Raw genomic sequence first — 25262 nt, 5'->3', positions numbered from 1 at the left:
TCCGTGGGGCGCTGGACGGCCGCGCTGGCCGTCCGAGCTTACGCTAACACGGTCGGTCCGGTTTCGTTGCCGGAACGAGAGGCCGCAGACGCCGTGGCCGACGCCTGCTGTCAACCCCCTACCGGACCGGACGACCACCGTGTCTGGCGTATTCCAGCCGGGCGATCGTGCGATTGTGCACCTCATCCGGACCGTCCGCGAGGCGAAGGGTGCGGACGGCTGCATACATCTCGGCCAGAGGAGTGTCGCCCGAGACGCCCGCGCCGCCGAACGCCTGGATGGCGTCGTCGATGATCTGCAGCGCCATCCTGGGGGCTGCGACCTTGATCTGGGCGATCTCGGACTTCGCGTTCTTGGCCCCGCCATTGTCCATCATCCAGGCGGCCTTCAGCACCATCAGGCGGCACATCTCGATATTGGTGCGGGCCTCTCCGACGCGCTGTTCCCAGACCGAATGTTCGGACAGGGTCTTTCTGAAGGCGGTGCGGTTGAGCAACCGCTGGCACATCAGCTCCAGCGCCTTTTCCGCAGCGCCGATCACCCGCATGCAGTGGTGGATGCGGCCCGGCCCCAGACGCCCTTGCGCGATCTCGAAGCCCCGGCCCTCCCCGGCAATCAGGTTCTCGACCGGGACCCGGACGTTATCCAGGACGACCTCGGCATGTCCGATCGGACGCTCGTCATAGCCGAACACGGTCAGCATCCGCTCGACCCGGAAGCCGGGTGTATTCGTGGGCACCAGGATCTGGGACTGCTGGGCGTGAGTGGCGGCTTCCGTGTCGGTCTTGCCCATCACGATGGCGATGGCGACGTTCGGATGGCCCATGTTGGTCGACCACCATTTGCGGCCGTTGATCACATACTCGTCGCCCTCGCGCACGATCGAGGTCTGGATGTTGGTCGCGTCCGAGGAGGCGACGGCCGGCTCGGTCATCAGGAAGGCCGAGCGGATCTCGCCCGCCATGAGCGGCTTCAGCCAGCGTTCCTGCTGGGCCGCATTCCCGTACATATGGAGCACCTCCATATTGCCGGTGTCGGGGGCGTTGCAGTTGAAGACCTCTGGCGTCCACAGACCGGCCCGTCCCATGGCCTCGGCCAGCGGCGCGTATTCGAGGTTGGTCAGGCCGGTGCCGTGCTCGCCCGGCAGGAACATGTTCCACAGGCCGGCATCGCGCGCCTCGGCCTTCAGCGACTCCATGGTCTTCGGCTGGACGGTGTGGTCACGATGAACCTCGGCCCAGTAGTCGGCGGCGCGCGGCAGCACCTTGTCGTCGAGGAACCGGGTGACCCGCTCCTGCCAGTGCAGGGCCTTGTCGGAATGCTTGAAGTCCATGGATAATCCTCCCCCATTGGGGGAGGGGGACCGCGAAGCGGTGCACGGGGTCGCCCCGGACACCGCGCTCGACGTGAGCCCCCTCCGTCAGCGCGAAGGCGCGCCGCGCCACCTCCCCCAGAAGGGGGAGGATTGATGTCTAACGCTTCAGCAGCGGAATCAGCTTCTGCGCGATCATCATGTCGCCGGCGATCTTCAGCTTGCCCTGCATGAAGGCCATCATGCCGTCCAGCTTGCCCTCGGACATGGCGATGAAGTCGTCCCACGAGACGGTGACGGTGGTGTCGGCGGGCTTGTCGTCGTTGGTCACGGCGTTCGGCACCGACGCCCCGTCGATGAAGATCTTGCCCGCGTCGCCCATGTCCAGCTTGACGGTCTTGCCCAGACCGGAGTTGTCGCCGACAGCGGCGCGGATGTGATCGGTAACCTGAGCCAGATCGGCCATTTTGCTCTCCCGGGAAGCGATGGAGGCAAAGCCCTATCCCTCCGCGACGACGGTCACAAGATCACGTCGGGGAAAGTCGTCCTTCGCTCTCGCGCGGTGACGCGCGGATATTCATCGGGCGGATTGCGCCTTCGCCCGCCCTCGGCTATCGAGCCGTCCTGCCGGAGACGTGGCCGAGTGGCTGAAGGCAACGGTTTGCTAAATCGTCGTACCCTGTAAGGGGTACCGAGGGTTCGAATCCCTCCGTCTCCGCCAGAACCATAAAAATATCAGGAAAACAGACCCTTACGGGCAAGCCTTGGCGATTTTGCGACAAGACGCGTGACACCGGTCGCGCCGTTGATAATCGGAACAAAGACAGCGCTTTCTATTGCCTGGCCTGATCGTCCCCCTCGATATCGATACGGGTCGAGTGGGAGTATGCCATGCGATCGGATGACATCAACGCCCACCTTCCGGACGCGCCCAATGGCATCGATCTCTCACGCGCCGATGGGCGCATCCGGCCCGGCGAGATACTCCAGCAAGCGGAGGGCAAGATGATGTCCCTCGAACCAGAAATGAAATAACGTCATTTTGCGAAGACCCGGGTCCGGCGGCTGGATCGAAGTCGTGACCCGACCAGGCCTGCCGGGAAACATTGAGCCTTTACAAGGAAGACAACGCGTGACCTTGACCTTCGCGCCGCCCCCCGCCGTTCTGGCCCCGACCACCACGGGCGAGCGCTTCCCCGTCCGTCGCCTGTTCTGCATCGGCCGCAACTACGCCGCCCATGCCCGCGAGATGGGCAAGGATCCGGATCGTGAACCGCCCTTCTTCTTCACCAGCTGGGCCGAAACCGTCGTGCCGGACGGCAGCACCATCGCCTATCCCCAGGCGACCTCGGATTACCAGCACGAGATCGAGCTGGTCATCGCCATCGGCCAGTCAGGCCGCGAGGTCACGGAGGACCGGGCCATGGACCTTATCTATGGCTATGCCATCGGCCTCGACATGACCCGCCGCGACCTTCAGTTCATGGCCCGCGACGCCGGCCGCCCATGGGACGTCAGCAAGAATGTCGAGGAATCCAAGCCGCTGGGGCCCATCCATCCGGCCGCCGGATTGGATGTATCGAAGGGCACCGTCACCCTTGCGGTCAACGGCGTGACAAAACAGACCGGCGACCTGGCGGACCTGATCTGGTCGGTGCCGGAAGTCATCGCCCATCTGTCCAGATTCTATCGCCTCGAGCCGGGCGACCTGATCTATACGGGCACACCGGCAGGGGTCGGCCCCGTGGTTCAGGGCGATGTCCTGGTCGGGGCGATCGACGGGCTGGGCACGCTCACGGTCACCATCGGCCCGCCCGCCCGCTGAGACCGCGACCATGATCCTGCACGGCTATTTCCGCTCCTCGGCCGCCTGGCGGGTCCGCATCGCGCTGCATTTCAAGGGGCTGACGGTCGAGCACCGGCATCAGCACCTGCGCAAGGGCGAACAGTTTTCGCCGGAGTATCTGGCGCTCAATCCGCAGGGCCTGCTGCCCAGCCTGATCCTGGACGACGGCGCGGTCCTGACCCAGTCGCTGGCGATCTGCGAGTATCTGGACGAGACCTATCCCGATCCGGCGCTGCTGCCCGCGGATCCCCTGGGCCGCGCGCGGGTGCGCGCCTTTGCCCAGGTCATCGCCTGCGACATCCACCCGGTGCAGAATCTGCGCGTGCTCAAGGCGCTTCAGGCGCGCGGTCAGACCCAGGACGATACCAACGGCTGGGCCCGGGATGTGATCGCCAGCGGCTTCGACGCGCTCGAGACGCTCGCCGCCGGTCAGTCCGGACCCCATGCGTTCGGGGACACGCCGACGCTCGCCGACATCTGTCTGGTGCCGCAGATGGCCAATGCGCGCCGCTTTGGAGTCGCGCTGCGCTGGCCTCGGCTCGCCGCGATCGAGGCGGCCTGCCTGGCCCTGCCCGCCTTCGCCGAAACCCACCCCGACCTGCAGCCGGACGCGGAATAGGGCACCATCATGAAGGTCGTCATCGTCGGGGCCGGTCACGCGGGCGGGTCCGCCGCATCCCTGCTCAAGGCCTCCGCCTTCGAGGGTGAGATCGTCCTGCTGGGCGAGGAGCCCGTCCCCCCGTACCAGCGCCCGCCCCTGTCCAAGGCCTGGCTGAAGGGCGCGGCGGACCTTGAGTCCCTGCTGCTGCGCCCCGAAAACTATTACGCCGAACAGGGCATCGACCTTCGGACCGGCGTCGTGGTCACCGCCCTCTCACCGGCCGAGCGGACCGTGACCCTCTCGGACGGTCGTGCGGAGGCTTACGACGCCCTGATCCTGGCCACCGGCTCGACCGGCCGCCGCCTGCCGATCCCCGGGGCGGACAGACCCGAACTGATCGAACTGCGCACCCTGGCCGATGCCGAACGCCTGAAAGGCCGGCTTGGTCCCGGCCGCAGGCTGGTCATCGTCGGCGGCGGCTATGTCGGGCTGGAAGCGGCGGCATCCGCCCGATCGTTGGGGACCGACGTCGTCCTGCTGGAACGGCTCGACCGGGTGCTGAAACGCGTCGCCTCCGGGCCCTTGTCGGCCTTCTTCACCGACCGTCACCGCGCCGAGGGCGTCGATATCCGGCTGAACGTCGAGGTCGCGGGCTTCGAGGACGGCGGCGTGCGTCTGGCGGACGGCAGTCTGGTGGAAGCAGACGTGGTGCTGGTCGGCGTCGGGGCCGTGGCCAACGACGGTCTGGCGCGTGCGGCCGGGCTCGCCTGCGATCCGGCCGGGTCCGGCGGCATCGTCGTCGACGAGACCGCCCGCACCTCCGACCCGCACATCTATGCCATCGGCGACGTCACCGTCCGGCCCATCCCCGTTCACGGCCTCACCCTGCGGCTGGAAAGCGTCCCAAACGCCCTCGAACAGGCCCGTCAGGCCGCCAACGCCATCGTCGGTCGTCCCCAGGCCGCGCCGGAGGTGCCCTGGTTCTGGTCCGATCAGTACGACGTGAAGCTGCAGATCGCAGGCCTGCCGAACGAGGCCGACAGCACCGTTGTCCGTGGCGAACCGGCGACCGGCCGCTTCGCCGTCTTCCACCTCAGCGGCGACCGGATCGTCTGCGTCGAGGCCGTCAGTGCGCCGCCGGAGTTCATGGCCGGCAAACAGCTGATCGGACGTCGAACGAGCGTCGATGTCGGCAAGCTGACGGACCCCGCCATCTCGATGAAGGCCGTCGCTTTGGAATCCGCGACCTAGAAGCCAGGGCGCGCCCCGGCAGAGGAGAGACCCGCGCCAGGTCGGCCCCCCTGAATCTGTCGTGAGTTTAATGATTCATCGGTTTGACGCCCCGTGATCCCGCGTCAAAGATGACGACTTCGCGACCAGTGCGTGGCCTTCGTCCAGCACGGTCGCCTGCCTTGGTCGTCGTCCGCGGGGGCGCATTGTCGGTGGAGAGAAGCCTTGGATAGACGTTCGTTCCTCGCCGCGTGCGGCATCGGTGCGGGTGGCCTGCTGCTGCCCGGGTTCGCGGGTCGCGCCATCGCCGCCTCGCAGCTGGTCGAGACCATCGACGTCGCTGTCAAGAAGCGGCTGGCCGATGCAGGCCTCAGCGCCGCGTCCGCCGCCGGAGCCAGCTACTGCGACGTGCGGGTCGGCCGCTATCTGCGCCAGTTCGTCATCACCCGCGAGGCCAACGTCCAGAACATCGTCAACACCGAGTCGACCGGCACGGGCGTCCGGGTCATCGCCGACGGAGCCTGGGGCTTCGCCGCCACCAATGACATGACGCCCGAGGCCGTCGCGGACGCCGCCCGTCTGGCCACCGCCATCGCCAGGGCGAATGCGAAGAACCAGACCCGGCCGGTCCAGCTGGCTCCGACACCCGGCGTCGGCGAGGTCAGCTGGAGGACGCCGATCCGCCGCAACGCCATGGAAGTGCCGATCGAGGAGAAGGTCGAGCTGCTGCTGGGCGTGAACGCCGCGGCGATGGCGGCCGGTGCCAACTTCGTCAATTCGCAGCTGTTCCTGGTCAACGAGCAGAAATATTTCGCCAGCTCGGACGGCTCCTACATCGATCAGGACGTGCACCGCATCTGGGCACCGATGGGGGTCACGGTCATCGACCAGTCGACCGGCAAGTTCCGCTCGCGTCAGGGCCTGTCGGCTCCGATGGGCCTCGGCTATGAATATCTGGACGGACGGCCGGAGGACAAGCTGGAGTCCGCCCCCGGCGTCATCAGCTACGGCATGTCCTACGACATGAAGGAAGACGCCATTGCCGCCGCGCGCCAGGCCCGGGAAAAGCTGACCGCCAAGTCGGTGGAGCCGGGCCAGTACGACCTGGTGCTGGACCCCGACCACCTGGGCCTGACCATCCACGAGTCGGTCGGCCACCCGCTCGAGCTCGACCGCGTGCTGGGCTATGAGGCCAACTACGCCGGCACCAGCTTCGCCACCCTCGACAAGCGCGAGGCCCGCTTCCAGTACGGCTCGGAGATCGTCAACCTGTTCGCCGACAAGACCCAGCCCGGCAGCCTCGGCGCGGTCGAATACGACGACGAGGGCGTCAAGACCAAACAGTGGGATCTCATCAAGGACGGCAAGCTGGTCGACTATCAGGCGACGCGGGATCAGGCGCACATCCTGGGCAAGACCGCCTCGGACGGCTGCTCCTATGCCGACAGCTGGTCGACGGTGCAGTTCCAGCGCATGGCCAACATCTCGCTGAAACCCGGCACCCGGCCCATGACCCGCAAGGACATGATCTCGAACGTCGAGAACGGCATCTACATCCTGGGTCGCGGGTCCTTCTCGATCGACCAGCAGCGCTACAACGCCCAGTTCGGCGGCACCCTGTTCTACGAGATCAAGAACGGCGAGGTCACCCGGCCGCTGGAGGACGTGGCCTATCAGATGCGCACGCCCGAATTCTGGAACGCCTGCTCGGCCATCTGCGACCAGAGCGACTACCGGATGTTCGGCTCCTTCTTCGACGGCAAGGGCCAGCCCAGCCAGGTCTCGGCCGTCAGCCACGGCTCATCGACCACCCGCTTCGACAAGATCAACGTCATCAACACCGCCCGTTCGCTCGGCTGATCGGCTTTAGGGAAAAACTCAGATGAGCATCATGACGGAAGCCGAGGCCAGGACGATCCTCGACAAGGTGATCGCGCTGTCGACCGCCGACGAATGCACCGCCCAGCTGGACGGCACAATCGACGGCAACATTCGCTTCGCCCTGAACAACGTCTCGACCAGCGGGGTCATCACCAACACCGAGCTGGGCGTCCAGGTCGCCTTCGGAAAGCGCGTCGGCACGGCCTCGATCAACGAGTTCTCCGACGACGCCCTTGCCCGGGTGGTGAAGCGGGCCGAAGATCTGGCCCGGCTGGCGCCCGAGAACCCGGAGTTCATGCCTGCGGTCGGACCCCAGACCTACACGCCGACGGACACCTTCACGGCGGCGACGGCGGCCATCACGCCCGAGAACCGCGCCGAGGTCGCCCGCGCCTCGATCGAGCCTTGCAAAAGCCAGAACCTGATCGCCGCCGGCTTCCTGAACGACAATCAGAGCTTCACCGCCTTCGCCAACTCGAACGGAGCCTTTGGTTATCAGCGCTCGACCAGCATGGATTACACCTGCACGGTGCGGACCGAGGACGGGCGCGGCTCCGGCTGGGTCGGACGCAACCTGCAGGACGCCAGCCGCTTCAACGTCGACAACGACATCCAGATCGCCATGCGCAAGGCCAGCGCCTCGGCCGAGGCCCAGGCCCTGGAGCCGGGCAAGTATACGGTGATCCTGGAACCTGCGGCGGCCGCGGGCCTGATCTCCTTCATGTTCAACTTCTTCGACGCCCGTTCGGCCGACGAGGGGCGCAGCTTCCTGTCGAAGGCCGGCGGCGGCAACAAGATCGGCGAGCAGGTCTTCGATCCGCGCGTCAACGTCTACTCCGACCCTGCCTATGCCGAGTCCCCCGCCCTGCCCTGGGACGGCGACGGCCTGCCGCGCGGACGCGTCAACATCATCGAGAACGGTATCGTCCGCAGCCTGCAGTACTCGCGTTACTGGGCCGAAAAGCAGGGCGTGCCGCAACGGGCGCAACCCGGCAACACCATCATGGAAGGCGGCACCAAGTCGACCTCCGACCTGGTGCGCGAGACAGAGCGCGGCGTGCTGGTCACCCGCACCTGGTACATCCGCATGGTGGACCCCCAGACCGTGCTGCTGACCGGTCTGACCCGCGACGGCACCTTCTACATCGAGAACGGCGAGCTGAAGTATCCGCTGAAGAACTTCCGCTTCAATGAGTCACCCGTCATCATGCTGAACAATATCGACGAACTGGGCCGCTCGGTCCGGGTCAAGGCCGATGAAGGCGGCTCCATGATGATCCCTCCGATGCGCCTGCGCGACTTCACCTTCACGTCGCTGTCCGACGCAGTCTGATCCCGGATCAAGGCGCGTGTCGGGTTCGAGCATGACACGCGCCGACTGTCTCAAGCTGCTGATCGGCGGTGGCTTTGGGGCCATGCTCACGGGACTCCCCCGGTCAGCCGGCGCCCAGGCAACCTACGATTTCTGGTTCACGCGTCTGCGCTACGATTCCGGCGACTGGGACGTGGATCAGCGAATGCCCGCCAATCTGCTGACCTCGCTGGTCGACTACACCAATCTGCGGGTCGATCCGGAAGAGCGGGTGATCGACCTGGCCGACCCCGCCATGCTGACCGCGCCCTTCTGCTACCTGGCCGGTCACAAGCTGGTGGAGTTCAACGCGGCCGAGGCCAGGAACTTCGAACGCTATGTTCGCAACGGCGGCTTCGTCTTCGTCGATGACTGCAACCACGACATCGACGGCCTGTTCGCCACCTCGTTCGAACGCCAGATGCGCTCGATCTTCGGTGAGGACGCTCTGAAGAAACTGCCCGACGACCACGGGATCTATCGCAGCTTCTTCCGCTTCGAGGACGGCCCGCCCGCGACCAGTTTCGAACTGAATGGCTGGGGCGACGACCTGGTGCACGACTATCTGAAGGGTATCGAGATCGGGGGTCGCCTCGGCCTGCTCTATTCCAACAAGGACTATGGCTGCGAGTGGGATTATGACTGGCGCAACAAGCGCTTCCTCGCCGAAGACAATACGAAATTCGCGGTCAACATCGTCATCTACGCCCTGACCGCATGACCCGCCTCTTCTCCTCCCCGGAGCCTGTATGACCACGCCGACCCTATCCGAAATCGACGCCCGTCTCGGCCAACTCGGCAAGCTGAAGGCCGCGATCGGCCAGGCCATCGTCGGCCAGACCGAGGTCGTCGAGCAGCTGCTGATCGGCCTGCTGGCAGGCGGTCACTGCCTGATCGAGGGCGTGCCGGGGCTGGGCAAGACCCTGCTGGTCCGCACCCTGGGTCAGGCCCTGGCGCTCGAGTTTCGCCGCGTCCAGTTCACCCCGGACCTGATGCCGTCCGACATCCTCGGAACCGAGGTGCTGGAAGAGGACCACGGCACCGGCCACCGGTCGTTCAGGTTTCAGCCCGGCCCGGTCTTCACCAACCTGTTCCTCGCCGACGAACTGAACCGCACGCCGCCCAAGACCCAGGCCGCCCTGCTGGAGGCCATGCAGGAACACACCGTCAGCTACGCCGGGGTGACCCACCGGCTGAACGAACCGTTCTTCGTGCTGGCGACCCAGAACCCGCTTGAACAGGCCGGGACCTATCCCCTGCCCGAAGCCCAGCTGGACCGGTTCCTGCTCAACATCCGCGTCGGTTATCCGACCGCCGACGAGGAACGCGCCATCCTGGTCCAGACGACCGGCGGCGCCGACGGTACCGTGCCCCAGGTGATGACCGGAGCCGACGTCGTCGCCCTGCAGGGCTGGGTGCGTCAGATCTATGTGGGCGAGGCCCTGCTGACATGGATCACCGCCCTGGTCCGCGCGACCCGCCCGTCCGCCGACGCGCCCAAGGCCATCCAGGACTATGTCCGCTGGGGGGCCGGTCCCCGCGCCGGTCAGGCGCTGGTGCTGGCCGCCAAGGCCCGGGCCCTGCTGAACGGCCGTCTGGCGGCGACGCGGGAGGACGTCGTGGCCCTGGCCGCTCCGGTGCTTCGCCACCGCATCCTGCTGTCCTTCGCCGCCGAGGCGGAGCGAAAGACGGCCGACGACGTCGTCGCCGCCCTGCTGGCCGCCCTGCCCCCGCCCCGTCCGGACTGACGACGGCCATGTCGCCGCTGGACCTGCCTCCCGAACTGCGGACGCGCCTTCGCGCCCTGTCCATCGTCCCGCGGCGCGCGGCGGCGCTGGCCAGCGCGGGGATGCACGACAGCCGCAACCGCGGCGGTGGCCTGGAGTTCGCCCAGTACCGGGCCTATGAGCGCGGTGACGACCTGCGCGGCATCGACTGGAAGCTCTATGCCCGGTCCGACAAATTCTTCGTCCGCGACGCCGAGCGCGAAAGCCCGATCGCCGTCTGGTTCGTCCTCGACGCCAGCGCCTCCATGGGCCAGGTCGATCTGGCCCGCCCCGACTGGTCCCGCTTCGATGCCGCGCGCCGTCTCGTCGCCAGCCTGGTCGAGATCGCTCTGTATCAGGGCGACCGCTTCGGTCTGATCGTGGAGGCAGCGGATGGCCCCCTCGTCATCGCGCCCGGCGGCGGCGGGCGTCACCGCGACCGGCTGCTGCTGACGCTGGCCCCGATTCAGCCCGAGGGCATCGCCCGGTGGGAACGGGACGTCCCGGTCTTTGGCGAGCAGATAGGTCGCAACGACCTGATCCTGCTGGTCAGCGACGGCTTCGACGAGGCCTGCATCGCCACTGCCGAACGCCTCGCCATGTCGGGCCGCGACGTCGCCCTGTTCCAGGTCCTGACCGCCGACGAGCGCGATTTTCCCTTCGCTCATGGCTATCGCTTCCACGACCCCGAGACCGGCCGGGAGATCGTGGGCGACGGCCGCGCCCTGCGTCAGGACTTCAACGCCCGCTTCGCCGACGCCCGCGCCACCCTGTCTGCCCGGCTTGAGGCGCGCGGCATCCGCCACGTCGAGCATTTCACCGACGAGAGCGCCGACGTCCCGATCCGCACCCTGTTCCGAAGCGCAGGCCGCGCATGAGCCCCGCCCTTCTGGCCCCCCTCGGCCTGCTGGCCCTGCTGGCCCTGGCGATTCCGGTCGTCATCCACATCGCCCGGAAGACCGAGACCCGGACGATCGCGTTCGCCGCCCTGCGCTGGCTCGAGGCTCGTCCGAACCCCCGGCGCAGCGTGACCGTCGACGAGCGCTGGCTGCTGGCCGTCCGTCTGCTGCTGTTGACCCTGCTGGCCGTCTGGCTGGCCCGCCCGGTGCTGTGGAACGCCGGGGACAGCCGACCGGTCGTCGCGATTGCGCCCGGCGTCGATGCCGCCACCCTCGCCTCGCTGACGGACCGTGAGGAACGACGGGTCTGGCTCGCGCCCGGATTTCCCGCCGTCGGCAGCCCCGCCCCTCGTGCCGGTCCGGACATCGCCAGCCAGATCCGGCAGCTCGACGCGGAGCTGCCGCCGCAGACCCCGCTCGCGATCGTCGTGCCCGCAACCCTGGACGACGTCGATACCGAACGGCCCAGACTGTCCCGCCGTGTCGACTGGCGCGTCGGGCCGGAGGCGACCGCAACCGCGACACCGGCACCGGTCCCGCCGCTGGCCCTGTCGGTCCGCTATTCGCCAGGGACCGAGGGGGCCGTCCGCTATTTCCGGGCCGCCGCCACGGCCTGGACGACGGCCGACGCCCGGCCGGATTTCGAGGCCGCAACGACGGATCAGCCCCTCGGACGCAACACCCGTGCCCTCGTCTGGCTGGCGCCGGGTCCGATTCCCGACCGGATCGTCACCTGGGTTCGCGACGGCGGGACCATTCTCGCGGCCGTCGACGCCGCTGTTCCGGTCGAGGGCGAAACCACGCCCGTCTGGCGCGACGCGACCGGCGCACCGCTCGCGCTCGCCGGAGCCCTGGGGCGTGGCCGCGTCGTCCGCCTGACCCGTCCCCTGGAGCCGGCCTCCATCCCGGGTCTGGTCGAGGCCTCCTTCCCCGATGCCCTTCAGGCGATGCTGCGACCCACACCGACCCCGGCTCGCGTCGCGGCCGCCGCCTGGACGCCCCTGACCGGAGCGGTGCCCTACGACCCGCCGCCGCTGGACCTGCGTCCGTGGCTGGCCCTGCTGATCGCTGCCGCCTTCGCCTCCGAGCGATGGATGGCCACCCGGCGGCAAAGGGCGGTCGCGCCATGACTGCTGTCCGTGTGCTTCTGGACCGCCAGCGCGAGGCCCAGTGGCGGAGCGTCGCCGACACCCTGGCCATCGGCCTGCCCGCCGTCGGCGTCGCGTCCGCGCTCGGCTGGCGACTGTTCGGCCTCGCGGGGCTGATCGCGGCGGGTGTTTTCGGCCTGGGCGTCCTTTCGGTCTTCGCCATCGGCCGCGCCCGGCGGCTGGACCGGGACTGGCTGATCGGCGCGCTGGACGCCCGCCTGCCAGGCTTCGAGGACAGCTCGGCCCTGCTGTTCCGCGACCGCGACGACCTGCCCGGTCTCGCAGGCCTCCAGCGCGCCCGCATTGAAGGCCGCATCGGCGACGCCCGCGCGGTCGATTTGCGCCCCGCGTGGTCGCTTCGTCCGATCGCCGCGAGCGGGGCCGCGGCGGCGGTCCTGACTACGTTCATCCTGGTCTGGCCCGCGCCCGGCTCGAGCGCCCGCACGACAACCGATGGCCCGCCCGCGCCCGGCGCTGCAGGCCCCCCCGCGATCACCGCCGTGCGCCTCAGGATCACGCCCCCCGCCTACACCGGCCTGCCGGTCCGCGAGCAGACCGCCCTGGACGCCAGCGTGCCCGAAGGCTCGCGCGTCGAATGGATCGTCGATTTCGCCCCCCAGCCGACAACGGCCCGCGTCGATGTGCCGGATGGGCGCGCAACGCCGCTGCTGCGCGACGGCTCTCGATGGACGGGCAGCCGCCCGGTCGACCGACCGACCCTGTATCGCATCGCGGCAGAGGGCCTGCCCCGCCAGCGCCTGCACCGGCTCGACGCCGTCGCCGATGTCGCCCCCGTGGTCCAGCTGATCGAGCCCGATCGCCAGCTTCTGCTCGTCACCCCCGGCCAGGCCCGCTGGACCCCGGTGTTCGAGGTCAGCGACGACTATGGCGTGCTCGACACCGCCACCCTCAGGATCACCGTGACCAGGGGCGACGGCGAGACCATCACCTTCGAACAGCGATCGACCGCGCTGACCGCCACGGGCGAGGCGCGCCGACGCCGCTTTTCCACGACCCTGGACCTGGCCCGCGAGGGGATGGCCCCCGGCAGCGACCTGATCGTCCAGCTGGTAGTCAGCGACAACCGCGCCCCCGAACGCCATATTGTCGAGGGGCCCAGCGTGATCCTGCGCTGGCCGACCGACCTGGGTCTGGCCGACGGCCTGGACAGCATGGCCGCCCCCGTCCTGCCCGTCTATTTCGCCAGCCAGCGCCAGATCATCATCGACATGGAAGCCCTGATCGCCGAACGGCCCCGGCTGGATCCGGCAAGGTTCGTCAGCCGCTCGGACGCCATCGGCAACGATCAGGCCCGTCTGCGCAACCGCTACAGCCAGTTCATGGGCGGAGAGAACGAGGTCGGCGGCTCGACCGGCGGCATCGCCCTGCCCACCAGTGACGCCCCGCCTGCGCCTGCCCTGCCGACAAACGATGCGCCTGCGGCATCAAGGTTCGAGCGCCCTGACGACCACCCCGACCACGAAGGCCACCAGGAGGGCGACACGGCCCCCTCCGGCATCGGCCACGCGGAGGACGTCCTGCACGCCTTCGGCCATGCCCATGACGAGGGCGACGCCGCCACCCTGTTCGACCCCGGTACCCGCTCGACGCTCAGCCAGATGCTGAATGCGATGTGGAGCTCCGAGCGCGCCCTGCGTCAGGGCCGACCCGAGGATGCCCTGCCTTTCGCCAACATCGCGCTGGAGCTGCTGAAACAGGCGCAGCAGGCGACGCGCATCTTCCTTCGTCGGACCGGCTCGGACCTGCCGCCGGTCGATCTGTCCCGCCGCCTGAGCGGAAGGCGCGACGACATCGTCGCCGAGGATCCGCCTCCCCCCGTCCGAACGCCGGCCGACACCGTCGTCGCAGAGGCCTGGCGCGCCCTGGATGAACGGCCGACGTCGGGACGCAGGCCATCGCTGGCTCTGGGCGCTCTGGAGCGCTGGGTGCGCGAGAACCGGGGCCGGCTGTCCGATCCGCTGGCGCTGGGGGCCGCCATCGACACGGTGCGCAACGAGCCCGGCTGCCTGGACTGCCGCCGCCGCCTGCGCGCGCTTCTCTGGAGCGCGATGGAGCGCCCGCCCGTGGCCGTGCGCCGTCGCGAGGCCCCCGGCACACGCGGCCAGCGTTATTTGGATGCCCTGCGATGATGGCCGGCGCCTTCGATGCCCGCCTGTGGGTGGCGCTGGTCCTCGTGGTCGGGGTCGCAGCAGGCCTGCTGCGGGTCTGGCTCTGGCAGCGCGCGGCGGTCGAGGGGGACAGGGCCCCACGCTGGCGTCTGCTGACGCTGGCGGGGCTTCAGGTCGCGGCCGGGGCGCTGGTCTGGTTCACCCTGTTTCCCCCCGCGGCCATCCTTCGCTCCGGCACCCTGATCGTCGCCACCGCCGGATCGCCCGCGACGATCGCCATGTCGCCCGGCGATGTGCGCGTCGCCCTGCCTGAAGCGGGCGAGATCGCGGGGGCCGAGCGTGTCCCCGATCTCGCCACCGCCCTGCGCCGCCATGCCTCGGCCAGCCGAATTCGCATCGAGGGCGGTGGCCTGATCCCGCGCGACCGGACGCCCTTGCCCCGGCCCGTCGACTTCGATCCGCCGCCAGTCCCGGCCGGGCTGATCGACCTGACCCTGCCCGAGCCCGCGGCCCCCGGGGCGACGGTCCAGGTCGGCGGACAGGTCGGCCGTCTGCCCTCCGGCGTGGTCGAGCTGATCGATCCGGCCGACACGGTCGTCGACCGCGTCCGGGTCGTCGCCAACCAGCGCTTCGTCCTGACCGCCAGCACCCGGGCGCCCGGCCTCGCCCTGTTCGACCTGCGCCTTCGCGACACAACCGGAAAGGTCGTCGAGCGGATCGCCATTCCGGTCGAGACCCGGGCCCAGACCCCGCCCCGCATCCGCCTCCTGGCCGGTGCACCCGGTCCGGAAACCAAATACCTCCAGCGCTGGGCCCGGGACGCCGGAATCGATCTGGGCCTCGACATGGACCTGGGCGCCGGCATCCGCCTGGGGGATGAACCCCTGAGGCTCAACGCGGCGTCGCTCGACGCCGTCGATCTGGTCGTCATCGACGACCGGCGCTGGGAGGCGCTTGGGGCCGGTGGCCGAGCCGCGCTGGCCGGAGCCGTCGATCGCGGCCTGGGCCTGTTGCTGCGTCCTACGGGCCCCCTGTCGGCCGCGACACGCCGCGACTGGGCCAATCTGGGCCTGACGCTGACCGGCAGTGGCGAGGTCCTGCCGCTCCGGCTCGATCCCCCGACGGCCGGATCGGCCGCCCCGGAGTCCCCCGGACCCGACGAAGAGGCCCTGCCCGACCTCGGGCGTCTGGACACGACCCCCACCGGCACCGACGCCGTCTCCATCATCAGGGATCCGGAAGGAACCCCCCTCGCCAGCTGGCGCGCGCGAGGCCGGGGGCGGGTCGGCCTGTGGACGGTGACCGACAGCTATGCCCTGGTCCTGACCGGGCGGTCGGATCGATACGGCGACCTGTGGAGCGCCCTGTTCTCGGACCTCGCCCGCGCGGGCGATGCCACCCGCGCCTCGGTGTCCGGCATCCCGCACGCCGGAACGCGCTTCGCCATCTGCGGCCTTGCAGGACAGGCCAGCGTCATCGGACCTGACGGGTCTGAACAACCCCTTCGCATCGACCCGATCACCGGCGATCAGGCCTGCGCCGGTGTCTGGCCCGAGCGCAGCGGCTGGCATCTGGTTCGCGACGGGCGCGGCCGCGAGACTAGTGTCTACGTCCAGCCCGCAGAGGCGACCCCCTCGCTCGTAGCCGCCGAGCGCAGAACCGCCACCCTGGCCATGATGCACGCCGCCTCCCCGACCGCGTCATCGGCGGCCCCGATCCAGGCAGAGGGCTCACCCTGGCCCTGGTTCATCGCGCTGCTGCTGACCCTGACAGGCCTGTGGTGGCTGGAGCGCAATCGCACCGTCGCCCTGCCCATCCGGGCAGAACGGTTCCGGCGCTAGGGTTCGCACTTACGGCATAGGCGGCTTCGGCGGCCGAGGCGTGTGCTGCTCATAGGCATAGCCCAGCGACAGGATCCTGGCGTCGTCCCACTTGCCGCCGATGAAGCTCAGCCCGATCGGCATGCCGCGGTCGAGCCCCATCGGCACGGTCAGGTGCGGATAGCCGGCGACGGCGGGCAGGCGGCTGGCGGATCCCTGACCCCGGTCGTCATCGTTGGGATCGTTGGTCCAGGCGCGGGATGTGCTGGGCGCGATCAGGGCCACGACCGTGTGTTCGGCCATCATCCGGTCGATGCCCTCCGGCCCGGCCTGACGCAGGGCCGTGGCGCGCGCCTCCAGATAGGCCGGATCGTCCAGCCCCTTCGTTGCCTCGGCCGCGATGAACAGTTCCTGGCCGAACAGCACGGTCTCGCGCGGCTCGGCGTCATTGAAGGCGATCAGATCGGCCAGTGTCCGGCTGGGGACCTGTTGCGGATCGGTGGAGGCCAGATAGGCGTTCAGATCCGCCTTCAGTTCGGTCATGAGGGTGGCCAGTTCACCCGCGCCCACGCCCGAGGTGTCCGGGGCCGTGGTGATCTCGACCAGCTCGGCCCCCTGTTCCCGCAGCGCCACCAACGCCTGTTCGAACGTCGCCTGCGCCTCTGTCGAATAGTTGCCCACCAGATAGCGCAGGACCCCCAGCCGCGCGCCCCTCAGCGACCCGGCGTCCAGGGCGGCACGGAAGTCGATCCTGTGCGTATCGGCATCGGCGGTCGCCGGATCGGCGGGATCGGACCCGGCCATGGCGGTCAGAACGGTCGCAGCCGTCGCCACGTCCATGGCGATGGGACCCGCCGTATCCTGCGAATGGCTGATCGGCACGATATGGGTGCGGCTGACCAGCCCGACCGTGGGCTTGAAGCCGACTACGCCGTTGACGGAGGCCGGACAGGTGATCGATCCGTCTGTTTCCGACCCGATCGCCGCCGGGGCCAGGCCGATGGCCACGGCCGCCGCCGACCCGGCCGACGATCCGCACGGCGTCCGCGCGAAATCATAGGGATTGCGCGTCTGCCCCCCGACCGCACTCCAGCCCGAGATCGAGGCGCTGGATCGGATATTGGCCCACTCCGACAGATTGGTCTTGCCCAGGATCACAGCCCCGGCCTCGCGCAGCCGCGCCACCAGCGGCGCGTCCCGCCCCGGCGCATTGTTGGCCAGGGCCAGCGACCCGGCAGTCGTCGGCATGTCCCGCGTCTCGATATTGTCCTTCAGCAGGATCGGCATGCCGGCGATCCCGTCCGCCGGTGTCCACTCGACCTGACCGACCGCCGGGTTCCACAGGATCACGCTGTTGGCCGTGGCCTCGTCCCGCGCCGCCGCCGCCGAGCCCCAGCTCTGTGCCGCCGCGCCGGATGCCATCGACAGCGCCACCACCGAGGCCGAAACGGCCCATGCGATCTTCGTTCTGAACATGATCGATCCCCCGCGCAGATCGCGCCTGACCCGACCCTAGCCCGACCCTCCGGGTCCTGGACAGGACAGCTTGCCGCACCCTTGTCCGGGCAAGGAAGCGGTGTAGCCTTGCAGCCAACACGGAGGGCTTCATGACAAACCGGATCGATCGAACGGGCTGGCGCGCAAGGCTGCAGCGGTGGCTGACCACGCCCCTGATGCTGATGTCGATGACCCTGACGCTGGGCCTCGCCGCCTGCGCCACGCCGACCGGCACCCCCGCCACGCCACCGACCGCCGCCGTCATGGTCGAGGCCTGGATCGGCCCGGTCGAGGAAGTCCGCACCGACCGGATCATGACCTTCTACCGGGCCTATGGCGGAGGCGCGAACCGGCTGGGGGCCTGGCTGTCACCAACCCTGCCCGCCTCCCGCCAGTCGGTGCGCGAAAGCCTGGCCCTGCCGCCCCAGAACACGGCCGAGTTCTATTCCGTGGTCACCGTCCCCGCCGGTACCCTGATGAAGGTCGGCACGGCGGCCCCCGCCTTCGACCAGCCCGGCGGAGGTCGGCAGGTGCAGCTGCTGGAGCTGATTCCACCCGAAAGCTTCTCCGACCCCATGCCCCTGCCATGAGCCACCCCGATGAAGCGGCCGCCATCGACCTGCCCGGTGGCGACCGGCTTGCCCTCTATGCCTTTTCCGCCGGCGCAGCGGATCGCGGCACGATCGTCCGCCTGAATCACCGGCGTCGTCTCTGGACCGCCAGCCCGCCGGACAACGAGGCCCCCGACGCCTTCGTGTCGCTGGATTACGAGGGGAGCGTTGTGATCGCCGACACCTGGCAGGGTCTTCGCGTCCGCATCGACCCGGACACGGGCGCGATCCTGGACAGCACCTTCGTCAAATAGATCGGTCCCAATCGGTCGCGGACGGCGCGGAGGGTCTCGACACCAAAGGATTCAGCCTGGGCGAAATCCCCGCAAGCCCGCCGGGCCTTCGAGGTGCAAGGAATTCAACTGCCGCTGCGTAGCCGCTCGGTCATCTTCTCGAACAGGGTCAGGGTCTCGGGGCTGACATGGTGCTCGATGCCCTCGGCATCGGCCTCGGCCGTCTCCCCGCTGACGCCCAGGGCCGTCAGGAATTCGTGCACGATCCGGTGCCGCTCGCGCGACGCCGCCGCCATCGTCTCTCCGGCCTCGGTCAGGGTGATGGCACGATAGGGCCTGGTCTCCACCAGCCCATCCCGCTGGAGCCGCTGCAGCGCCTTGGCCGCCGTCGCCGGGGCCACGCCGAGACAGTCGGCCAGATCGGTCAGCCGCGCCGAGCCGTGTTCCGCGATCAGGTCACCGACCAGTTCGACGTAATCCTCCGCCACCTCGCTGGAGCGGGCATCCCGCATCCGTCGAAAGGCGGCGGCTCGTCTGGCGGCACCGGGAACCTGGACCACGTCTGTCACTCCACTGGCGGCAGAACCGCGAAACATCGACAGCTTTAGCCGATCCGGTCGAATTGCGAAGCCGTCCTCATACCAGGCACTGGCGCGCGAAGGCTCGTGTCCGGACCGGGTCTGCGAGCAGATCCCCCGGTGTCGCCGGGGTCCGGGCCGATTGACACCGGTATCATCGCCGCGCGAAACAGGCTCTGACACCGGTATCAGAACGCGAGCCTATCCCGATGACGCACACCGTCACCAGTCGTATCCTGTCCACGGGCACGGGTGTGGCGGCCCTCATGGCGATCGCGGCCTGCGCGCATGCCGGTCCCCGGCCGACACCGGCAACCGAAGCCGTCGTCGCCTTTCCCGGGGCTGCGGGGGCCGGCCGCATCTCGATGGGCGGGCGCGGCGGCGCGGTCGTCCGCGTCACCAATCTGAACGATTCCGGCCCGGGCAGCCTGCGTGCCGCCGTGGAGACCGAAGGGCCGCGCACCGTCGTCTTCGACATCGGCGGAACCATTCACCTGCTGACACCCCTGCGCATCCGCGAGCCGCGCATCACCCTCGCGGGCCAGACTGCGCCCGGCGGCGGCATCACCCTGCGCGGCCAGCCGCTGCTGATCTCGGCCGACGATGTGGTGGTCCGCTATATCCGCTCCCGCCTCGGTGACGCCGACCGGGTCGAGACCGACGCCGTCACCATCGACCGGGGCAGCCGCATCATCCTCGACCACGTCTCCGCCTCCTGGTCGGTGGACGAGACCCTGTCGATCGGCAGCCGGGACCGGGTCATCGACGCCGTGACCGTCCAGTGGTCGATCATCGCCGAGAGCCTGAACCTGTCGACCCATTCCAAGGGGGACCACGGCTATGGCTCTCTCGTGCGCGGCAATCGCGGGGCGCACTTCACCTTCCACCACAATCTGTGGGCCAGCCACCGGGCGCGCATGCCCCGCCCCGGCAACTATCTGACGCCCGACGTCGATCCCGTCGGCCCGCGGTTCGAGTTCACCAACAACATCTTCTACAACTGGGGCCAGGGGCACGCCGGCTACAACTCCGACACGGATCCCGCGACCGTCTCGACCTATGTCTTCGTCGCCAATGCCTATCGCCGGGGACCGGACTCGACCGGCGCGATCATCTTCGAGGAAGAGAGCACCGCCGCCCACGCCTGGTTCGATGCCAACAGCGTCGACGGCGTCGTACCCGGCGATCCATGGGACCCCGTGACCGGCGACGACACGCCCGGCTACCGTCTGACCGCCCTGCCCGACTGGGCCACCCCCGCCACCGAAACCGCCGAACAGGCCTGGACCTCCGTCCTCGCCCGCGCCGGAGCGTCCCGTGTCCGGGATGCGGTGGACGTCCGCGTCGTGGCCGGAGTCACAGAGGGCACCGGTCGCATCATCAACAGCCAGACCGACGTCGGCGGCTGGCCCGACCTCGCCCCCGGCACACCCTGGACGGACACCGACGGCGACGGCATGCCCGACGACTGGGAGGCCGCTCACGGTCACGATCCGCGCGTTGCCGACGGCGCCGCCGACAGCGACGGCGACGGCTACACGAACCTCGAAGACTGGCTGAACAGCCTGGCGGGCTAGCTTCCCATCTCTTCGGGATCCCCGTCCCGGAACCGCCACTTCATGTGGCGATCCAGCCGCTCACCTCGAGGCCTTCGGACGCGCGCGGGCGGCGGGCTTGCGTTCGGCCGGGGTCGCGGCTGGCGGCTGGGCTGCCTCCACATCCTCGGCCCGGACGGCGGGCTTGCCCCTGATGGCCCGCGCGGGCTCGCCGGCGTGGACTTCCTGGGCCCGATGCTCGACCTCCTCCAGGATCTTGTCCAGCTCGCGTTCGGTCAGGTGCTCGATGCCGATGAACCGCGCATCGGCCTTCTTCACCGCATAGACCAGCTCGTCCAGCTTGGCCTGCATCGCCGCCCCGTCGCGGTTCTGGGTGTTCTGGATCAGGAACACCATCAGAAAGGTGATGATGGTCGTGCCGGTGTTGATGACCAGCTGCCAGGTCTCGCTGAACTTGAACAAGGGCCCGGTCACGGCCCAGAACAGGACGATCATCAGGCAACCGATGAAGGTCCAGGGCTTGCCCGCGACCTTGGCGGTCAGGGTGGCGAAACGAATGAACAATCTTTCCATGGCGTCCTGACTGCACCGCCTGGCGGTGGTTCCTGGTTCGGCGCGCCGACCTAGCGCCCGTGCGGCGCCAGTAGCGGGGCCAGGTCCGGCAGGTCGTCGGCCGAGCGCGCAAACGTCGGCGGCCGGATCGCCCGGGTCGCCTGTTCATAGGCGTATCCCAGCGACAGGATCCGCGCGTCGTCCCACTTCGTGCCGATGAAGCTGATCCCGACCGGCAGCCCCTGAACGAAGCCCATCGGCACCGTCAGATGCGGATAGCCCGCCACCGCCGGCAGGGTGGACGCCGCCCCCAGATAGTGGTCGCCGTTGACCGCATCGATCGACCAGGCCGGACCCGTCGTCGGAGCCACCAGCGCCACGACATTGTTCTCGCTCAACATCTTGTCGATACCTTCGACCCCTGCCAGCCTCAGCGAGGTCTCGCGCGCCGCGAGGTATTCCGGCGTGTCCAGCCCGGTCGTGGCCTCGGCCGCGATGAAGGTCTCCTGTCCGAACAGGCCCATTTCGCGCGGCGTGGCGTCGTTGAAAGCGATCACGTCGGCCAGGGTCCGGGTCTTCACCTGCGTCGGATCGGTCGAGGCCAGATAGGCGTTCAGGTCGGCTTTCAGCTCGTAATGCAGCACGGTGCCCTCGGCCTCCCCGATGGCCTCCATGTCGGGGCCCTCGGTAATGTCGACCAGCACCGCCCCCGCATCGCGCAGGGCCTGCAGGTTCTGTTCGAACACCCGGTCCGTCCCGGCGGAATAGCCCGTCAGGAACCGCGCCACCCCGATCCGCGTGCCCCTCAGCGATCCGGCGTCCAGCGCCACCCTGAAGTCGACCTTCCTCGCATCGGCCTCCGCCGTCGCGGGGTCGGTCGGGTCGGTGCCGGCGATGACCGACAGCACGATGGCCGCATCCTCGACCGTGCGGGTCATCGGCCCGGCCGTGTCCTGCGAATGGCTGATCGGCACGATATGGGTGCGGCTGACCATCCCCACCGTGGGCTTGAAGCCGACGATGCCGTTGATGGCCGCCGGACAGACGATCGACCCGTCCGTCTCGGTCCCGATGGCCGCCGGCGCCAGCCCCGCCGCCACCGCCGCGCCACTGCCCGAGGACGAGCCGCAGGTGTTGCGGTCCAGCGCATGCGGATTGCGCGTCTGTCCCCCCACCGCGCTCCAGCCGGACACGGAAGCCGACGAGCGAATGTTGGCCCATTCCGACAGATTGGTCTTGCCGACGATGATGGCACCGGCCTCGCGCAGGCGGGCGACCAGAGGCGCGTCGCGACCGGGGGCGTTGTCGAGCAGCGCCAACGACCCGGCCGTGGTCGGCATGTCGCGCGTTTCGATGTTGTCCTTCAGCAGGATCGGCAGGGTCCGCAGCATTCCCCGCATTTCGCTCGGTTCAGGATAGTCGTCGGGGTCAGCGAGCGCGATCACGGCGTTCAGCGGGATGGAAGACCTTCGCGTTCGCCCTGCGTCCCGATCGTCAATGAACGAGATCGTTCCGTCCGCATCAAAGAATGCCGTCCGGTCTGCAACCTGGGCAACCGTGACGAAGTCGATTGGCGCAATGGGTCGGGCATCCGAAGCGCTAACAACCGTTGTCCTCGGCGTGGCGCATCCCGCCACGATCAGGGCGGCCAGCAGCCCCGCTATCGCTCCCCACCTCCGCTCATCCCCGCGAAAGCGGGGACCCAGTCCTTTGGGCGATGACTGCCATCCGGTTCGGTTGGTCATTGATCCGGGCCACCCTGCTTGAGCGAAAGAACTGGGTCCCCGCTTTCGCGGGGATGAGCGGAAGAGAGGTTAGGGAACCGCCCGCGACCCGATGGTCCGGTCGAGGAAGTCGAGATAGGTCCGCCACTGCTGAAGCTGGCGCTCGTTGCCGCGCACCCCGTGACGCTGGCCCGGATACAGCATCAGCTCGAACGGGACGCTTTTTGCCTGCAACGCGTCGATCACCCGGGTCGAGTTCTCCAGGATCACATTGTCGTCCGCCATCCCGTGAAGCAGCAGCATCCGGCCCGTCAGATTGTCCAGCCGGGGAATGGCGTCCGACGCCGCATAGCCTTCGGCATTGGCCTCCGGCGTCGACATGAACCGCTCGGTATAGTGGGTGTCGTACAGGCTCCACTCGGTCGGCGGGGCTCCCACGATGGCCGAGGTCAGGCCCATCTTCGGCTCGGTCAGCGCCATCAGGCTCATGAACCCGCCATAGGACCAGCCCATCATCGCGATGCGGGCGTCATCCACATAGGGCAGCGTTCTCAGATAGTTGGCGGCCAGAACCTGATCCTCGATCTCCGGCTGGCCCATCCTCAGGTGCAGAGCCTGTTTGAACGCCGCCGAACGATAGCCCTCGCCCCGGTTGTCGAGGCGGAACACGATATAGCCCGCCTCGGTCAGCAGCTGGGTCGTCGCCGGCTGCCAACTCGCCCGCACCCCGCCGCCCGACGGTCCGCCATACACCTGCATGATGACCGGATAGGTCCTGGTCGGGTCAAAGCCATAGGGCTTGGTCATCATCCACTGCAGCGTCTCGCCGTGGCTCTCCAGCGTCCCGAACTCCGGGTCCATCCGCCGCTCGCGGTACGGCCAGAAGGGATGATCCTCATCCAGCCTGTTTTCCTCGATCCAGCGCACGAAGGTCCCGTCGGCCCGGTAAAGCGCCGTCTGCGGTGGCGTATCGACGTCGGAATAGGTGGTCACATAGGCTGTGGCCGTGTCGTTCAGATTGAACGCGCCGCTCGTCTCGGTGACCGCGACCGGCGCGCCGCCCGCCAGCGCGACACTGAACAGCCGTCGCTCCAGCGGGGCCTCGACCCCGTCGCGCATCGAGGCGGAGAAAAAGACCTGGCCGGTCTCCTCATTGACCCCGTCCAGCGTCTGGACCGGCCAGTCGCCCGCGGTCAGGGCGCGCACCTTGCGGCCCGAGGCGTCGTACAGATACAGGTGCCGCCAGCCGGTGCTCTCGTCCGACCAGATGAAGCCCCCGTCTTTCAACGGCTTGAAGTCGTCGGTCAGCTCGACCCAGGCGTCAGAGGTCTGGGTCGCGATCACCCGCGACGCTCCGGTTGCCGGGTCGACACCCAGCAGGTCCAGGGTCTTCTGGTCCCGGCTCTGACGCTGGACGTACAGGGTCCTGCCGTCCTGCGACCAGTTTACCCGCGCCAGATAGATGTCGGTGTTGTCGCCAAGGTCGACCTTGACGCGCCGGTTGGCCGTCACGTCCTGAACATACAGGTCGACCACCGCATTGGGTCGGCCGGCGCGGGGATAGCGCTGCTCGACCACGCTGGCCCCGCCCCCGGAGATATCCAGCCGGGGCACGATGTCCACCGTCGACTCATCGGTGCGCTGCAGCGCGATGAACCGTTCGTCCGGGCTCCACCAGTAGCCGGTGTCGCGGTCCATCTCCTCCTGGGCGATGAACTCGGCCGTGGCCCAGGTGATCAGACCCTCGCCATCCGTCGTCACCTCGGTCTCGCCGCCGGTGGCCAGGTTCAGCACCACCAGGTCCTGGTCGCGCACATAGGAGACATAGGTCCCCTTGGGCGACACCCTGGCGTCGATCTCGTCGGCCGGCGTCTCGGTCAGACGGCGCACCTGCCCGCCCTCGCGGCTGGCCAGGAAGATGTCGCCCTCCAGCGGGGCCAGGATATAGCGCCCCTGCTCGTCCCAGGAATATTCGACCACGCCGCGCTGCGAGATCCGCATCCGCTCGCGCCGGGCCTTCTCGGCCTCTGACAGTTCGCCCGCATCGGGCACCAGGGCGCGCGCGTCGATCAGCTTGAACGGCTCGCCCGGCCCCGTCGGCGCGGCCCACAGGTCCAGCACCGACACATCGTCCGGCCGCGCCCTCAGAAACGCCACCAGTTCCCCGTCGGGCGACAGGCTGACCCCCTGCGCCACCGGCCCGTTCAGGCCGGGGTTGGCGAACACCCGCTCCGGCGTCAGCACGGCGGGATCCGGCGCTTGAGCGAGCGCCGATCCGGCGGTCAGGGCGAGGGCGGAGACGAGAAGGACTGTGCGCATGGGCGGACGGTAGAGAATGATTTTGTCGCCGTCACTCCCCTCTCCGCACCCACGTCTTCCCTCTCCCGGAGGGAGAGGGCTTGAGGCTCGCAGAGCGCAGCGATGCGCCTTGGCCGAAAGGGTGAGGGGTGTTGCCCTCACCGGTTCGCACCGTAAACCCTCACCCTTTCGCGCGAAGTCCGATCGCCTGACGGCTCCCGGGCGCTCAA

At 68.7% G+C, this 25262-nt stretch carries 21 protein-coding genes and 1 tRNA gene; 15 read left to right on the top strand and 7 right to left on the bottom strand.

The features are described 5' to 3' along the window. Positions 1-118: 118 nt before the first annotated feature. Both HZ989_RS08045 and HZ989_RS08040 read right to left on the bottom strand, forming a co-directional pair. Positions 119-1333, bottom strand: a complete 1215-nt coding sequence (locus tag HZ989_RS08045) for an acyl-CoA dehydrogenase family protein (RefSeq protein ID WP_209320344.1) — start codon at positions 1331-1333, stop codon at positions 119-121. A 139-nt stretch (positions 1334-1472) separates the two neighbouring features. Continuing rightward, positions 1473-1778, bottom strand: coding sequence for an SCP2 sterol-binding domain-containing protein (locus HZ989_RS08040; protein ID WP_209320343.1), 306 nt, complete (start codon positions 1776-1778; stop codon positions 1473-1475). Between the two features lie 163 nt (positions 1779-1941). On the opposite strand from HZ989_RS08040, the gene HZ989_RS08035 reads away from it, so the two are divergent. From HZ989_RS08035 to HZ989_RS07980, 12 genes are all read left to right on the top strand, one after another. Beyond that, positions 1942-2033 (top strand) — tRNA-Ser (locus HZ989_RS08035). Between the two features lie 411 nt (positions 2034-2444). Further along, entirely contained in the window at positions 2445-3137 is a 693-nt protein-coding gene (locus HZ989_RS08030; RefSeq protein WP_209320342.1) for a fumarylacetoacetate hydrolase family protein, read from the top strand. A gap of 10 nt (positions 3138-3147) precedes the next feature. Continuing rightward, on the top strand, positions 3148-3777 hold the full coding sequence (gene maiA / locus HZ989_RS08025) for a maleylacetoacetate isomerase (RefSeq protein WP_209320341.1): 630 nt from the start codon (positions 3148-3150) through the stop codon (positions 3775-3777). Between the two features lie 9 nt (positions 3778-3786). Beyond that, a complete protein-coding gene (locus HZ989_RS08020; protein WP_209320340.1) occupies positions 3787-5010 on the top strand; it encodes an NAD(P)/FAD-dependent oxidoreductase in 1224 nt (407 codons plus the stop codon). Positions 5011-5214: 204 nt separating this feature from the next. Then, positions 5215-6849, top strand: coding sequence for a TldD/PmbA family protein (locus tag HZ989_RS08015; RefSeq protein ID WP_209320339.1), 1635 nt, complete (start codon positions 5215-5217; stop codon positions 6847-6849). A 22-nt stretch (positions 6850-6871) separates the two neighbouring features. Further along, complete coding sequence (locus HZ989_RS08010) at positions 6872-8203, top strand: TldD/PmbA family protein (RefSeq protein ID WP_209320338.1); 1332 nt, start codon at positions 6872-6874, stop codon at positions 8201-8203. Between the two features lie 31 nt (positions 8204-8234). Continuing rightward, positions 8235-8942: a DUF4159 domain-containing protein gene (locus HZ989_RS08005; protein ID WP_371812864.1), complete on the top strand. Its 708-nt coding sequence runs from the start codon at positions 8235-8237 to the stop codon at positions 8940-8942. Between the two features lie 28 nt (positions 8943-8970). Continuing rightward, entirely contained in the window at positions 8971-9969 is a 999-nt protein-coding gene (locus HZ989_RS08000) for a MoxR family ATPase (RefSeq protein ID WP_209320336.1), read from the top strand. Positions 9970-9977: 8 nt separating this feature from the next. Continuing rightward, positions 9978-10865: a DUF58 domain-containing protein gene (locus HZ989_RS07995; protein ID WP_209320335.1), complete on the top strand. Its 888-nt coding sequence runs from the start codon at positions 9978-9980 to the stop codon at positions 10863-10865. Next, positions 10862-12016 carry a BatA domain-containing protein gene (locus tag HZ989_RS07990; protein ID WP_209320334.1) on the top strand — a complete coding sequence of 385 codons (1155 nt, stop codon included), beginning with the start codon at positions 10862-10864 and terminating at the stop codon, positions 12014-12016. The genes HZ989_RS07995 and HZ989_RS07990 overlap by 4 nt, the downstream gene beginning before the upstream one ends. Then, a complete protein-coding gene (locus HZ989_RS07985; RefSeq protein WP_209320333.1) occupies positions 12013-14184 on the top strand; it encodes a DUF4175 family protein in 2172 nt (723 codons plus the stop codon). Before HZ989_RS07990 ends, HZ989_RS07985 begins: the two co-directional genes overlap by 4 nt. After that, complete coding sequence (locus HZ989_RS07980) at positions 14181-16004, top strand: hypothetical protein (RefSeq protein WP_245162322.1); 1824 nt, start codon at positions 14181-14183, stop codon at positions 16002-16004. Before HZ989_RS07985 ends, HZ989_RS07980 begins: the two co-directional genes overlap by 4 nt. Before the next feature lie 9 nt (positions 16005-16013). On the opposite strand, the gene HZ989_RS07975 is transcribed toward HZ989_RS07980, so the two are convergent. After that, entirely contained in the window at positions 16014-17459 is a 1446-nt protein-coding gene (locus HZ989_RS07975; RefSeq protein ID WP_209320332.1) for an amidase, read from the bottom strand. 131 nt (positions 17460-17590) lie between these two features. On the opposite strand from HZ989_RS07975, the gene HZ989_RS07970 reads away from it, so the two are divergent. Both HZ989_RS07970 and HZ989_RS07965 read left to right on the top strand, forming a co-directional pair. Next, positions 17591-18070, top strand: coding sequence for a glycohydrolase toxin TNT-related protein (locus HZ989_RS07970; RefSeq protein WP_209320331.1), 480 nt, complete (start codon positions 17591-17593; stop codon positions 18068-18070). Further along, entirely contained in the window at positions 18067-18345 is a 279-nt protein-coding gene (locus HZ989_RS07965; RefSeq protein ID WP_209320330.1) for a hypothetical protein, read from the top strand. Before HZ989_RS07970 ends, HZ989_RS07965 begins: the two co-directional genes overlap by 4 nt. Positions 18346-18449: 104 nt before the next feature. On the opposite strand, the gene mntR is transcribed toward HZ989_RS07965, so the two are convergent. After that, positions 18450-18884: a manganese-binding transcriptional regulator MntR gene (gene mntR, locus HZ989_RS07960; RefSeq protein WP_245162321.1), complete on the bottom strand. Its 435-nt coding sequence runs from the start codon at positions 18882-18884 to the stop codon at positions 18450-18452. Between the two features lie 227 nt (positions 18885-19111). Between mntR and HZ989_RS07955 the strand changes: the two genes are divergently transcribed. Next, positions 19112-20479: a pectate lyase gene (locus HZ989_RS07955; protein ID WP_209320328.1), complete on the top strand. Its 1368-nt coding sequence runs from the start codon at positions 19112-19114 to the stop codon at positions 20477-20479. Between the two features lie 60 nt (positions 20480-20539). Here the strand turns inward: HZ989_RS07955 and HZ989_RS07950 are convergent, their stop codons facing one another. The 3 genes from HZ989_RS07950 to HZ989_RS07940 form a co-directional block, all read right to left on the bottom strand. Further along, complete coding sequence (locus HZ989_RS07950; protein WP_209320327.1) at positions 20540-21031, bottom strand: low affinity iron permease family protein; 492 nt, start codon at positions 21029-21031, stop codon at positions 20540-20542. A gap of 50 nt (positions 21032-21081) precedes the next feature. Further along, on the bottom strand, positions 21082-22518 hold the full coding sequence (locus HZ989_RS07945) for an amidase (RefSeq protein ID WP_371813000.1): 1437 nt from the start codon (positions 22516-22518) through the stop codon (positions 21082-21084). A gap of 306 nt (positions 22519-22824) precedes the next feature. After that, positions 22825-25053: a S9 family peptidase gene (locus tag HZ989_RS07940; protein ID WP_209320326.1), complete on the bottom strand. Its 2229-nt coding sequence runs from the start codon at positions 25051-25053 to the stop codon at positions 22825-22827. Positions 25054-25262 lie beyond the last annotated feature (209 nt).

Source organism: Brevundimonas sp. AJA228-03 (assembly GCF_017795885.1).
GTDB lineage: Bacteria > Pseudomonadota > Alphaproteobacteria > Caulobacterales > Caulobacteraceae > Brevundimonas.
Note: the sequence above shows the minus strand (reverse complement) of the source record. Positions and strands in the feature narration are given on the sequence as shown.

Excerpts from the sequence above, each read along its gene's own strand:
- HZ989_RS07980 (WP_245162322.1), top strand. The coding sequence starts at position 14,181 with ATGATGGCCGGCGCCTTCGATGCCCGCCTGTGGGTGGCGCTGGTCCTC.
- HZ989_RS07975 (WP_209320332.1), bottom strand. The coding sequence starts at position 17,459 with ATGTTCAGAACGAAGATCGCATGGGCCGTTTCGGCCTCGGTGGTGGCG.
- HZ989_RS08040 (WP_209320343.1), bottom strand. The coding sequence starts at position 1,778 with ATGGCCGATCTGGCTCAGGTTACCGATCACATCCGCGCCGCTGTCGGC.
- HZ989_RS07990 (WP_209320334.1), top strand. The coding sequence starts at position 10,862 with ATGAGCCCCGCCCTTCTGGCCCCCCTCGGCCTGCTGGCCCTGCTGGCC.
- HZ989_RS08045 (WP_209320344.1), bottom strand. The coding sequence starts at position 1,333 with ATGGACTTCAAGCATTCCGACAAGGCCCTGCACTGGCAGGAGCGGGTC.
- HZ989_RS07995 (WP_209320335.1), top strand. The coding sequence starts at position 9,978 with ATGTCGCCGCTGGACCTGCCTCCCGAACTGCGGACGCGCCTTCGCGCC.
- HZ989_RS07970 (WP_209320331.1), top strand. The coding sequence starts at position 17,591 with ATGACAAACCGGATCGATCGAACGGGCTGGCGCGCAAGGCTGCAGCGG.
- HZ989_RS08000 (WP_209320336.1), top strand. The coding sequence starts at position 8,971 with ATGACCACGCCGACCCTATCCGAAATCGACGCCCGTCTCGGCCAACTC.
- HZ989_RS08020 (WP_209320340.1), top strand. The coding sequence starts at position 3,787 with ATGAAGGTCGTCATCGTCGGGGCCGGTCACGCGGGCGGGTCCGCCGCA.
- HZ989_RS08010 (WP_209320338.1), top strand. The coding sequence starts at position 6,872 with ATGAGCATCATGACGGAAGCCGAGGCCAGGACGATCCTCGACAAGGTG.
- HZ989_RS07965 (WP_209320330.1), top strand. The coding sequence starts at position 18,067 with ATGAGCCACCCCGATGAAGCGGCCGCCATCGACCTGCCCGGTGGCGAC.
- HZ989_RS07940 (WP_209320326.1), bottom strand. The coding sequence starts at position 25,053 with ATGCGCACAGTCCTTCTCGTCTCCGCCCTCGCCCTGACCGCCGGATCG.
- HZ989_RS07955 (WP_209320328.1), top strand. The coding sequence starts at position 19,112 with ATGACGCACACCGTCACCAGTCGTATCCTGTCCACGGGCACGGGTGTG.
- HZ989_RS08005 (WP_371812864.1), top strand. The coding sequence starts at position 8,235 with ATGACACGCGCCGACTGTCTCAAGCTGCTGATCGGCGGTGGCTTTGGG.
- HZ989_RS07950 (WP_209320327.1), bottom strand. The coding sequence starts at position 21,031 with ATGGAAAGATTGTTCATTCGTTTCGCCACCCTGACCGCCAAGGTCGCG.
- maiA (WP_209320341.1), top strand. The coding sequence starts at position 3,148 with ATGATCCTGCACGGCTATTTCCGCTCCTCGGCCGCCTGGCGGGTCCGC.
- HZ989_RS07985 (WP_209320333.1), top strand. The coding sequence starts at position 12,013 with ATGACTGCTGTCCGTGTGCTTCTGGACCGCCAGCGCGAGGCCCAGTGG.